This is a genomic window from Falsiroseomonas sp. HW251 (assembly GCF_050563545.1).
In the GTDB taxonomy this organism is placed as follows: Bacteria; Pseudomonadota; Alphaproteobacteria; order Acetobacterales; family Acetobacteraceae; genus Falsiroseomonas.
On sequence record NZ_JBNXUM010000013.1, the window covers coordinates 179,776 to 191,288 of the forward strand.

At 72.8% G+C, this 11,513-nt stretch carries 12 protein-coding genes; 7 read left to right on the forward strand and 5 right to left on the reverse strand.

The annotated features are described in order from the left end of the window. Positions 1-44 precede the first annotated feature (44 nt). A complete protein-coding gene (locus ACLF3M_RS17420) occupies positions 45-1,025 on the forward strand; it encodes a Bug family tripartite tricarboxylate transporter substrate binding protein (protein ID WP_430658230.1) in 981 nt (326 codons plus the stop codon). 35 nt (positions 1,026-1,060) lie between these two features. Here the strand turns inward: ACLF3M_RS17420 and ACLF3M_RS17425 are convergent, their stop codons facing one another. Then, positions 1,061-1,984 carry a 2-dehydropantoate 2-reductase gene (locus tag ACLF3M_RS17425; protein WP_430658231.1) on the reverse strand — a complete coding sequence of 308 codons (924 nt, stop codon included), beginning with the start codon at positions 1,982-1,984 and terminating at the stop codon, positions 1,061-1,063. A 74-nt stretch (positions 1,985-2,058) separates the two neighbouring features. On the opposite strand from ACLF3M_RS17425, the gene ACLF3M_RS17430 reads away from it, so the two are divergent. From ACLF3M_RS17430 to ACLF3M_RS17450, 5 genes are all read left to right on the forward strand, one after another. Next, positions 2,059-3,696, forward strand: a complete 1,638-nt coding sequence (locus ACLF3M_RS17430) for an efflux RND transporter periplasmic adaptor subunit (protein WP_430658232.1) — start codon at positions 2,059-2,061, stop codon at positions 3,694-3,696. Further along, positions 3,696-4,418 carry an ABC transporter ATP-binding protein gene (locus tag ACLF3M_RS17435; protein WP_430658233.1) on the forward strand — a complete coding sequence of 241 codons (723 nt, stop codon included), beginning with the start codon at positions 3,696-3,698 and terminating at the stop codon, positions 4,416-4,418. Before ACLF3M_RS17430 ends, ACLF3M_RS17435 begins: the two co-directional genes overlap by 1 nt. Next, positions 4,415-5,737 (forward strand): ABC transporter permease, encoded by a 1,323-nt coding sequence (locus ACLF3M_RS17440; protein ID WP_430658234.1) that lies wholly within the window; start codon positions 4,415-4,417, stop codon positions 5,735-5,737. The genes ACLF3M_RS17435 and ACLF3M_RS17440 overlap by 4 nt, the downstream gene beginning before the upstream one ends. A gap of 93 nt (positions 5,738-5,830) precedes the next feature. Continuing rightward, entirely contained in the window at positions 5,831-6,796 is a 966-nt protein-coding gene (locus ACLF3M_RS17445) for a Bug family tripartite tricarboxylate transporter substrate binding protein (protein ID WP_430658235.1), read from the forward strand. Positions 6,797-6,861: 65 nt separating this feature from the next. After that, the gene (locus ACLF3M_RS17450) at positions 6,862-7,659 is read left to right on the forward strand and encodes a class II aldolase/adducin family protein (RefSeq protein ID WP_430658236.1); all 798 of its coding nucleotides are present in this window, start codon (positions 6,862-6,864) and stop codon (positions 7,657-7,659) included. Positions 7,660-7,754: 95 nt separating this feature from the next. Here the strand turns inward: ACLF3M_RS17450 and ACLF3M_RS17455 are convergent, their stop codons facing one another. The 4 genes from ACLF3M_RS17455 to ACLF3M_RS17470 form a co-directional block, all read right to left on the reverse strand. Then, positions 7,755-8,540 (reverse strand): DUF4394 domain-containing protein, encoded by a 786-nt coding sequence (locus ACLF3M_RS17455; protein WP_430658237.1) that lies wholly within the window; start codon positions 8,538-8,540, stop codon positions 7,755-7,757. Between the two features lie 97 nt (positions 8,541-8,637). Beyond that, complete coding sequence (locus ACLF3M_RS17460; protein ID WP_430658238.1) at positions 8,638-9,309, reverse strand: anti-sigma factor; 672 nt, start codon at positions 9,307-9,309, stop codon at positions 8,638-8,640. Further along, positions 9,306-9,842 carry a sigma-70 family RNA polymerase sigma factor gene (locus tag ACLF3M_RS17465; RefSeq protein WP_430658239.1) on the reverse strand — a complete coding sequence of 179 codons (537 nt, stop codon included), beginning with the start codon at positions 9,840-9,842 and terminating at the stop codon, positions 9,306-9,308. Before ACLF3M_RS17465 ends, ACLF3M_RS17460 begins: the two co-directional genes overlap by 4 nt. 37 nt (positions 9,843-9,879) lie before the next feature. Continuing rightward, positions 9,880-10,518, reverse strand: coding sequence for a hypothetical protein (locus ACLF3M_RS17470; protein WP_430658240.1), 639 nt, complete (start codon positions 10,516-10,518; stop codon positions 9,880-9,882). A gap of 35 nt (positions 10,519-10,553) precedes the next feature. On the opposite strand from ACLF3M_RS17470, the gene ACLF3M_RS17475 reads away from it, so the two are divergent. Next, positions 10,554-11,390, forward strand: coding sequence for an aldo/keto reductase (locus ACLF3M_RS17475; RefSeq protein WP_430658241.1), 837 nt, complete (start codon positions 10,554-10,556; stop codon positions 11,388-11,390). Positions 11,391-11,513 lie beyond the last annotated feature (123 nt).

The following is an 11,513-nucleotide window of genomic DNA, read 5'->3' on the forward strand; positions in this document are numbered from 1 at the left end:
GCCCTTCGGGGGACAGCGCGGCCGCCTAGGGAGCCAGTCCAAGCATGACCACCCGCCGCCACGCCCTTTCCCTGGCCATTGGCGCGCTCGCCGCGCCCTCCCTTGCCCGGGCGCAGGGCGCCGCGCCCTGGCGGCCGACGCGGCCGCTCCGGCTGATCGTTCCCTTCGCGCCGGGCGGATCGAACGACATCGTCGGGCGCATCGTGGCCGAGCCGCTGAGCCAGATCATCGGCCAGCCCGTGGTGGTCGAGAACCGCGCCGGTGCCGGCAGCGTCATCGGGTCCGAGGCGGCGGCGCGGTCCGCACCGGACGGCTACACCTTGCTGATCAACTCCTCGCAGCCGACCGTGCCGGCGATCGTGGCGCGCGTGCCCTACAACTCGATAACGGATTTCGCGGGCATCGCGGTGGCGGGCTTCTCGCCCTACACGCTGGTGGTGAACCGGCAGGTCCGTGCGCAGAACGCGCAGGAACTGGTCGCGCTGCTGAAGGCCGATCCGGGCCGCTTCAACCTGGCCACCGCCGGCATCGGCAGCGGCGTGCATGTCGCGGCGGAGCTGTTCCGCGCCCTGACGGGCGTTGACGTCGAGCTCGTGCACTATCGCGGCGGCGGGCCGTCGGTCGCGGCGCTGGTGGCGGGCGAGGCGCAGCTCGGCACGCCGACCATGGCGTCCTCCATCGGCCAGGTCCGCGGCGGGACGCTGCGCGCCCTGGCCGTGCTGGCGGAACAGCGCAGCCCCGCCCTGCCGGACGTGCCGAGCGCGCCGGAAGCCGGGATCGGCCGCGTGATCCTGGAGGAATACTTCCCCGTGATGGCGCCCGCCGGCACGCCGGCGCCGATCCTGGCCTCGCTCGGCGATGCCTTCCGCCAGGCGATCCAGCAGAGCGCGCCGAAGCTGCTGGACCTCGCCGGCGTCGCGCCTCGCGCGGGCTACGACACGCCGGAGAAGGTGATGGAGCTGATCCGCACGAGCGTGGAGGAGCAGACCCGCATCCTGCGCGCCGCCGGGGTGCAACCGGAGTAGCGCGCCGGCGCGCCTGCGGCCGACCGGTCGGCGCCCTACAGCCTTCCGGCCGCGCGGCGCTGGTCGTAGGCGCGGGCGTGCAGCACCGCCATCGCATGGATCCCGTCATCCACGCCGGCCTGGCGCGCGGCCTCGGCCAGCCAGGCCAGGATGTGCTCGGCCTCGGTCCGGCCACCGGATTCGAGGTCGCGCAGCATGGAGGCGGTGTAGGGGCTGTCGGGGTCGGAGAACATGGCGCGGTATCCCTCCATGAAGGCGGGCGTCATGGCATGGCCGTTGGCGGCCGCGATCGCGGCATTGCGTTCCAGGATGGTGACCAGGAAATCCCGGCCGCCGGCGCGCACGATCTCGCCCACATTCGCGCGCATCAGCACCGTGCCGGCGGCCACCGTGCCGAGGTGGACGAGCTTCTCCCACATGCGGCGCTGGATGTCGGGCACGGCCTCGGCCTCCAGGCCCTTCGACGTGCCGAGCGCGGCGGCCAGCGCGGCGGCCCTGCCGTCCATCCGCCCGTCCTGCTCGCCGAAGATCAGCCAGTGCCAGTCGCCGAGGTGCTTCACGACGCCGTCCTTCGTCAGCGTCGCGGCGCATTTCGCCAGGCCGCCCCAGACGCGCTCCCGCCCGAAGGCGGCGTTCAGCCGATCCAGATGCGCCATGCCGTTCAGGATCGGCAGGACGGCGGCGCCGGCCTCCACCGCCGCGCGGATCGCGGCCAGGGCGTCGTCCAGGTCATAGGCCTTGCAGGTCAGCAGCACGACGTCGAAGCCGGGGCCGGCGCGGTCCGTCGTCGTCACCGGCCGCGCGATGTCGCCGAGCGGGCTTTCCACCCTGAGCCCGTCGCGGGCCAGCTGCTCCGCCCGGCGGGGGCGCACCAGAAAGGTGGCATCCAGGCCGCGCTCCAGCGCCCGCCCGCCGAAATAGCCGCCGAGCGCCCCCGCCCCCAGCACGAGCAACCGCATCGCCGCCTCCCTCAAACACTTGGTGCGGTCCCGACATACGCGCGTTACATGGAAGGGACCATATTGGGCCTACGATGCGCCGAATTCCCGTGATCCTGACCGCCGGCCTGGTCCTGGCGGGCGCCGCCTGGTGGACCGGTGCGCCGGCCATGGGCTGGCTGCCGGCCATCCCCGGGCTTGCCACCGGCGCGCCCGACGGCCCGCGGCTGCGCACGGCCGAGGCCGATCGTGGCCCCGTCACCGCCGTCGTCGCCGCCACCGGCACGGTGAACCCCGTGCTGTCGGTGCAGGTGGGCAGCCAGATCTCGGGCCAGATCCGGGAGCTGTTCGCCGACTTCAACACCCGCGTGACCGCCGGCCAGCCGGTCGCGCGAATGGACACCCGCACGATCGAGGCGCGGCAGGCCGCCGCCCAGGCCGATGTGCAAGCCGCCGTCGCCGCGGTGCTGGTGGCGCGCGCCGGCGCGGAGAAGGCGGAGGCCGATCTCGGCTCCGCCCGCGCGCAGCTGCTGGCCGCCCGCGCCCGGCTGGAAAGCGCCGAGGCGCAGCTGCGCGATGCGGAATCGGAACTGGCCCGCGCGCGGGAATTGCGCACCCGCGGCGTCAACGCCGAACGCGACCTGACGCGCGCGCAATTCGTGGCGGAGCGCATGCGCGCCGATGTCTCCGGCGCCCGCGCCGCCATCGCGCAGCAGGAGGCGGGGCTGGTCGGCGCCGAGGCGGCGCTGCGCACCGCCCAGGCCCAGGTCACCGCGGCCGAGGCCGCGCAGGCGCAGAAGGCCGCGCTGCTGCAGCAGGTCGAGGTGGACCTGGCCAATGCGACGATACGCGCGCCGATCGACGGCGTCGTGGTCTCGCGCAACGTGGATATCGGCCAGACCGTGGCCGCCAGCCTGCAATCGCCGATCCTGTTCCAGATCGCGGCGAGCCTCGACGAGATGGAGGTCTGGGCCACGGTGGACGAGAGCGACATCGGCCGCATCGCGCCGGGGCAGGAGGTCGGCTTCACGGTCGCCGCGCATCCCGGGGTGAATCTGCGCGGCACGGTGAAGGAGATCCGCCTGTCGCCGACGACCGTGCAGAACGTCGTGACCTACACCGTCGTGGTGACGGCGCCGAACACCAATGGCCGCATGCTGCCCGGCATGACCGCGACGCTGCGCGTGATCACCGACCAGCGGCAGAACTCGGTCCGCGTGCCCAACGCCGCGCTGCGCTGGCGCCCGGCCGGCGAGGCTGCGGCGCAGCCGCAGCAGGGTGGTGGCGGCGGTGGCGGCGGCCCGATCGAGCAGGCGTTGCGGGAACTGGCGGACCTCTCGCCGACGCAGCGCGCCGAGATCAACGCGGCGCAGGCCGAGCTTCGCGACCGCATGGCCGCGCTGCCGGCGGATGCCGATGCGCGGCGTCAGCAGGCCCAGGCCGCCCGGCAGCGGCTGATCGCGCGCTTCAACGCCGTGCTGACGCCGGAACAGCGCGCGCGCCTCGCGGAGCTGCGCAGCGGCGCGCGGGACCGCGGTGCGCCGGGCAATGTCTGGATCGTGGACGCGGACGGCGCGGCGCCGCGGCAGGTGGCGGTGCGCACGGGGCTGACCGACGGCTCCATGACCGAGGTGCTGTCGGGGCTCGAGGAAGGGATGCGCGTCGTGGTCGGCACGGAACGTGCGTCGCAGCCGGCCGCGCGGGCAGCGGCCGGCGGGCCGCGGCCCTTCTGATGCCGGCGCTCATCGAGACCGAGGGGCTGACGCGGCTCTATCCCGCCGGCGAGGGCGTGGTGGCCGCGCTGCAGGACGTGACGCTCTCCATCGAGCCCGGCGCCTTCGTGGCGGCCATGGGCCCGTCCGGCTCGGGCAAGTCCACCTTCCTCAACCTGATCGGCTGCCTGGATCGCGCGACGCGCGGCACCTATCGGCTGATGGGCGAGGACACCGCGGCGCTGTCGGCCGACCGGCTGGCGGAGCTGCGCTCGCGCCGGCTCGGTTTCGTCTTCCAGTCCTTCAACCTGCTGCCGCGTGTGGATGCGCTCGGCAATGTCGAGATGCCGATGGTCTATCGCGGCCTCGGTCGCCGCGCGCGGCGCGATCGCGCGGCGGAATCGCTGACGCTGGTCGGGCTCGCCGACCGCATGCACCACCGCCCGACGCAGCTGTCGGGCGGACAGCAGCAGCGCGTCGCGATCGCGCGCGCGCTGGTCAACGCGCCGGACCTGCTGCTGGCGGACGAGCCGACGGGGGCGCTGGACAGCCGCACGGGCCTTGAGATCATGGCGCTGTTCCAGGAACTCAACCGCGCCGGCGTCGCGGTGCTGATGGTCACCCACGACGCGGAGGTCGCGGCCTTCGCATCCCGCGTGCTGCGCTTCCGGGACGGGCGGCTGGTCGGCGACATCCGCCAGGCGCCGCGCCAGGCCGCGACGATGCTGGACGTTGCGGCATGAATGTCGAGGTCAAGCCGAGGGTGCTTGATGCGCCGGCAACGCCGGTGCGGCGCGTCCTGCCGCCGATGCCCGCGACGCGCGGCGGGATGGACATGCTGGAGGCGCTGCGCGGCGCGCTCTCCGCGCTGGCGGCGAACAAGCTGCGGGCGATGCTGACCGCGCTCGGCATCTTCATCGGCGTCGCGGCCGTGATCGCCACCGTGGCCGTCGGCGCCGGCGCGCGGGAGCAGGTGCTGCGGCAAATCCAGGCGCTCGGCGCGAACGTCATCGTGGTCTGGGGCGGCAGCGTCAACATGGGCGGCGTGCGCCTCGGCGCGGGCCAGCGGCAGAACCTCACCTGGGACGACGCCCGCGCGATCGAGGAGGAGATCGGCGCGGTGGAGGCCGCGTCGGGCAACATCCGCAGCCAGCAGCAGGTCGTCGCCGGCAACCAGAACTGGGCGACGGCCGTGCAGGGCAGCGACATCTCGATCTTCGCCGTGCATGACTGGCCGGTGGAGACCGGCCGGCTCTTCACGCCGGAAGAAGCGGCGGGCGGACGGAAGGTCGCGCTGCTCGGCGCGACGGTGGCCGAGATGCTGTTCGGCGACGCCGATCCCCTGGGCCAGGAGATCCGCATCCGCACCACGCCCTTCGAGGTGATCGGCGTGCTGGGCCGCAAGGGGCAGAACGCGCAGGGCCAGGACCTGGACGACGCGGTCTTCATCCCGTTCTGGACCGCGCGGCGGTCCATCATGGGCGCGAGCCGGACCTGGTTCCGCTCGGTCAACTGGATCGCCGTGCGCGTGCACGACGGCGAGGACATGCGCCAGGTCGAGGAGGACCTGCGCGTGCTGTTCCGCCAGCGCCACCGCGTGGCCGCGAACGAGCCCGACACCGTCTCGATCCGCAACATGGCGGAGGTCGCGGCAACCAGGGACGCCTCAGCGCGCACGCTGTCGGTGCTGCTGGCGGCCGTCGCCGCGGTGTCGCTCCTGGTCGGCGGGATCGGCGTGATGAACATCATGCTGGTCAGCGTGACGGAACGCACGCGCGAGATTGGGCTTCGCCTGGCGGTGGGTGCAAGGCGCCGCGACATCCTCTGGCAGTTCCTGCTGGAGGCGGTGCTGCTGGCGCTGCTCGGCGGCGCGGCGGGGGTCGCGGCGGGGATCGGCGTGTCGCATGTGATGTCGTCGCTGGCGGGCTGGCCCGTGCTGGTGCAGTGGGACGCGGTGGCGCTGGCGGTCGGCGTGTCGGGCCTGACCGGCCTGTTCTTCGGCTTCTGGCCGGCACGGCGTGCGGCGCAACTCGATCCGATCCAGGCATTGAGGACGGAGTAGCGGTCAGCTTTTCCGCTGGCGGCTTCCCCCGCCCCGCCTTCCGCGCGATATCGCCTGGTCGAGGCGGCGAACCGCCCGATCGGGAGAACGTCCATGACCCTGACCCGCCGAGCCAGCCTGGTCCTGCCGCTGCTGGCCGCCCCCGGCCTGGCCGGGGCGCAGGCCTTCCCGGCGAAGCCCGTCCGCTTCGTCGTCGCCTTCACCGCGGGCGGCACCACCGACATCATCGCCCGCCTGGTCGGTGCGCAGCTCGAGCGCCGCTGGGGCCAGCCCGTCATCATCGACAACCGCCCGGGCGCCGGCGGCAACATCGGCTCCGACCACGTCGCGAAGTCGCCGACCGACGGCTACACGCTGCTGGTCGGCTCGGTCGGGCCGCTCGCCGTCAACGTGTCGCTGTATCGCCAGATGCCCTACGACCCGCGGCGCGACTTCGCGCCCGTGACGCTGATCGCCGGCGTGCCCAACGTGCTGATCGTGCGCCCCGACTTCCCCGCGCGCGACGTCGCTGCGCTGGTCGCGGAAGCCAGGCGGCGGCCGGGGCAGCTCAGCTACGCCTCGACCGGCAGCGGGACGTCCTCGCATCTCTCGGGCGTCATGCTGGACCGCATGGCGGGGATTGAGACGGTGCACGTCCCCTATCGCGGCGCCGTCGCGCTGAACGACATGCTGGCCGGGCGCGTGGACTTCATGTTCGCGACCATCCCCTCGGTCATCGAGCAGATCCACGCCGGCCGCTTCCGCGCCATCGCGGTCACCTCCAACACCCGCTCGCGCTCCCTGCCGGCGGTGCCGACGATGGTCGAGCTCGGCTATCCCGAGTTCGACGCCTCGTCCTGGTTCGGCATGGTGGCACCCGCGCGCACGCCGCCCGAGATCGTCAACCGCATCGCCGACGACGTGCACGCCGTGTTGCGCGATCCCGCGATCGAGCGCCAGATGGTCGAGCAGGGGGCCGATCCCGTCGGCAACGGTCCCGCCGCCTTCGCCGCCTTCATCGCCCGCGAGGTGGACCGCTGGGGCGTCATCGTCCGCGCCTCCGGCGCCACGCCTGAATGACGCCATGAACCCTCTCCCCCATCAGCGGGGGAGAGGGCATGCTTGCAGTTCAAGGAGACCAAGCCATGCCCGACAGTGCGGCCGACCGCTTCCGCATCCCGTCGCTCCGCGAGCGCGTGACACCAGAGGAATGGCAGGCCCGCATCGACCTCGCGGCCTGCTACCGGCTGATGGAGATCTACGGCATGTCGGACATGGGTGCGAACCATGTCTCGCTGGCCGTGCCGGGGGAGGAGGGCGCCTTCCTCATCAACTCCTACGGCATGCTGTACGAGGAGATCACGGCGTCGTCCCTGCAGAAGATCGACGTCCACGGCAACGTGCTGATGAAGCCTGACTTCCCGGATGGGCTGAACTACGGCGTCAACCGCGCGGGCTTCGTGATCCACGGCGCGATCCACCAGGCCAAGCCCGAGATCAAATGCGTCATCCATACCCATACCTGGGCGGGGATGGCGGTGTCGTCGCTGGAATGCGGCCTGCTGCCGATGAACCAGACGTCCATGCGCTTCGCCAAGGTCGGCTACCACGACTATGAGGGCGTGGTGCTGGACCTCTCGATGCAGGAGAAGCTGGTCAACGACCTCGGCGACCATCCCGCGCTGGTGCTTCGCAACCACGGCCTGCTGACGGTCGGCCGCACGATCGGCGAGGCCTTCAACTGGATGCATCGCATGGAGCTGTCCTGCAAGGCGCAGCTGGCCGCGCAGGCGACGGGGCAGAGGATCGTGCAGGTGCCGGAGAAGGTGGTCGAGGAGACCTGGAACAACTACCAGCCGGGGACGCGGCGGCCCTATGGCGTGATGGAATGGCCGGCGCTGTTGAGGAAGCTGGACAGGATCGATCCGAGCTATCGGACGTAGGGGCGACCGACCCCGCCCAAGCGCGTCCCTCCCCCGCAAGCGGGGGAGGGAAATCGGAGAGCGAGGGAGGGCTTATGCGGGGAAGGAAGCGCGGATTACCTCACCGCCGCGATGTCCACGATCTCGGCCTGCGGCAGGCCGCTCACCGCACCCGCGGCCGTCAGCGTGCCGTTCTCCAGGTTGACCATGTGCAGCGTTCCCGCGGCCAGGACGTAGCCGGTGTTCGCGCCGCCCTCGCCGGCCAGGATGTCGAAGGCCGCGCCCGCCGGCAGCGCCATGCCGACCATCCCCTTGACCTGCTGCACGCCGTCGTTCGGCGGGGCCTGCAGATTGAACGAGCCGACCAGCGTGTCGAGCGTATAGAGCGCGGTCGCCTGCGCGCCGCCCATGCTGTTGGTGTAGGCGCCGGCAACGATGCGCGGACGCGTCTCCGCCAGCGGGCTGCCCTGCTGGTACTTCAGGTCGCCGTCGCGCATCGCCTCGCCGGTCTCGACGTTCACGCGCAGGTTCACGCCGGACATGCCCATCAGCCGCAGCCGGTTGGCGACGGGGTTGAAGTCCACCACGGCGCGGCCGCCGCTCTCGAAGGGCATGCTCAGCCGCGAAACCTGCGTCGCCGCGCCGGTCATGGGATCCACCGTCACGATCTGCCCGCGCTCCGTCACGCCATAGATCCTGCCGTCCTGCGGCCGCTGGTCGATGCCGAGCAGGCGGCCATCGGCGCCGGTGATGCGCAGCGGCGGCGCGGCGCGGCGCGTCTCGGTGTCGATGCGGACCAGCGTGTTGTCCGCGGTCAGGCCGAGCAGCGTGCCGGCCTGGGCGGTCTGCGCGGCCGCGATCATCGCGGCGGCGGCGAGGGTGAAGCGAAGCGTGCTGGACATCCGGTCTCTCCTGCGTGCTGGCGAGGCCCCGATCGGCCCCGCTGCAGGCGCTACGGACGGCCGAAGCGGCCGGATGCAGCCTTCGGCGGAAAAAACGTCAGCTGCCCGTCGCCGGCGCCAGTCGGCCGATGAACTGCACCGGCCCGGTCGGGCGTCCGGTCGGCGAGCCGCCCGGCGGCTCCAGCGTGATCTCGATCAGCATGCCGGGCTGCGGGCGGATCGTCGCGGGCCGCACCGCGATGCGCCCGTCCGCCGGGATCAGGCCGAGGGAGGTCGGCGCCATCGCACCCGGCGGCAGCGCCCAGAGCTCCAGCACGCGGTCGGACGGCGCCGGCCGCGTGTTGAGCGAGGCGAGCCGGATCTCCCCGCGATCCGCCTGCACCAGCCAGGCCGGCGCGTCGCGGTCCGTCAGCAGCACGGTCATGAGCTGCGGCACCGGCGCGGGCCGCAGCAGCACGAAGGCCACGAGTCCCGCCGCCACCGCCGTCGCGCCGACGGCGCCGAAGCGCCAGCCGTCCCAGCGGAAGCGCCGTACCGGCCGTGGTTCCAGCTGACCCTCGATGCGCGACCAGAGGTCGGGTGGCGGCGCTTCCGGCGGGGCCAGTTGCTGCAAGGGGGCCAGCCGCGCCTCCCACCGCGCCACGGCGGCGACGAGATCGGCGTCTGTCGCCATCGCGCGCGCGACCTCCGCGGCCTCGCGCGCTTCCAGCGTGCCGAGCACGTATTCCGCGGCGAGCGCGTCGCGCGCCTCGGGGTCGGCCGGGATCATGCCAGGCACTCCCGAAGGCGCAGCAGGCCGCGGCGGATCCAGGCCTTCGCCGTGCCGAGCGGGAGTTCCAGCTTCGCCGCGACCTGCGCATGGGACAGGCCATGGACGAAGGCCAGCAGGATGCCGTCGCGGTGCTTCGCCTCCAGCGCGGCAAGGCAGTCGCGCAGCCGGCGGCCTTCGGCACTGGCGGCGACGCGCTCCAGCGCCTCGGGCTCGACCGCCTGGTCGCCGAGCGCGGGATCGTCGGTCGGGATCTCCCGCCCCCGTGCGCGGGCGATGTCGAGCGCGGCGTGGCGCACGATGGCGGCGAGCCAGGCCTCGGCCGCGCCGCGCGACGCATCGAACTGCGCGGCGCGTTGCGAGACCTTGAGGAAGGCGTCCTGCAGCGCGTCGGCCGCGGCGTCGCGGTCACGCAGGATGGCATTGGCGACGCCGAAGAGCCGCACGGATTGCCGTTCATAGACCGCGCGCAACGCACCGCGGTCGCCGCGCGCGACGGCGGCGAGCAGGGGTGCGAGGTCCTCGGCGGTCATGCCGGCGTTACGGTCGGGACGGTGAAACGGATGCGCCTCAGTTCCCGAAAAGCCGCTGCAGGCGCATCAGCATCTCCGGCACCGAATTGGCGACCGAGGGCGCGGGCGGCACGCTGCCCTCGGGCACGCGGGCGCGGTAGCGGGCCAGCGCGTCGCGCGTGCGGTCGAGGCGCAGTTCGACGGGCTCGCCGCTCGCGCTGCCCGCGCCATAGCCGACGACCCGGACGAGGACCGAGGAGGCGGCCGGCAGTTCCTCGGCCGCACGGGCGGCGTCCTCGGCCTTCGGGGCGCAGACCAGGCTGCGGCCTTCCAGCCCGCAGGGCATCTCGAAGAAGCGGCTGGGCGGGAAGCGCAGCTGTGCCGTGCCGGTCAGCGCCAGGATACCGCGCTGCGCCGCGTCGAGCGTCAGGTCGCGGGCGACGACCACGGGCACCAGGCGGCCGCCGCGGTCCTGCACCTCCAGCAGCAGGGACGCGCCGGAGCCCTGGGCGGCCTCCACGGGGTCACGGTGGCGTAGCTGGCAGTCCGCGCGGTCGGTCATGCGGTCCGTCACGCAGGAGAGCCGCCAGGATCCGATCTCCTCCGGCGGGACGGAGGCGGGATTGGGGGCCTGGGCCACGGCAGCACCGCTGCTGGCGATCCCGAGGGCGGCGAGGACGTTGGCGATGCGCTTCATGACGCCGAAGATAGGCGGAGCGGGAGAGAGGTTCCATGACCGTCGCGCAGACCATCCGCTTCCCCGACGGGGCAACCGTGCCGGCCCTCGGCCAGGGCACCTGGCGCATGGGGGAACGCGGCGACCGCCAGGCCGAGGCCGCGGCGCTGCGGCTCGGCCTCGACCTCGGCATGACCGTGATCGACACTGCCGAGATGTACGGGGAGGGCGGCGCCGAGGAGGTGGTGGCCGAGGCCATCGCCGGCCGGCGGGACGAAGTCTTCCTGGTCTCCAAGGTCTATCCGCACAACGCCTCGCGGTCGAAGCTGCCACGGGCGTTGGAGGCATCGCTGAAGCGGCTCGGGGTCGAACGGCTCGACCTCTATCTCCTGCATTGGCGCGGGTCGGTGCCGCTGGCCGAAACGGCGGAGGCGATGGAGCGGGTCGTCGCGCAAGGAAAGATCGCGCGCTGGGGCGCTTCCAACCTGGATGTGGCCGATCTGGAAGAGCTGGGACCGGCCTTGCCGGCCTGCGCCACGGACCAGGTGCTGTGGAACCTGGAGGAGCGCGGGGTCGAGTTCGACCTGCTGCCGTTCTGCGAAGGCCTGGGCATGCCCGTCATGGCCTATTCCCCGGTCGGGCAGGGCGGCTCGCTGCTGACCCGGCCCGCGCTGAAGGCGATTGCCGGCCGGCATGGGGCGACCCCAGCCCAGGTGGCACTGGCCTTCGTGCTGCGCCGGCCCGGCGTCATCGCCATCCCCAAGGCGAGCCGCCCGGAGCACGTCCGAGCCAACGCGGCCGCGCGCGACCTGCTGCTGACGGGCCAGGATCTGGCTGAGCTCGACGCCGCCTTCCCCCCGCCGCGGAGGAAGCAGCCGCTCGCGATTCTGTGATCGCGGGGACGGGCGAGTCACTTAGAGTCGCATCCACCAAGGGTTGTTGCCCAGCGCGGCTCCAAAATGCTAGGGCCGTCCAGCGGTTCGGGATTCGGCCGCCCTGCACCCCCTGGAGACGCG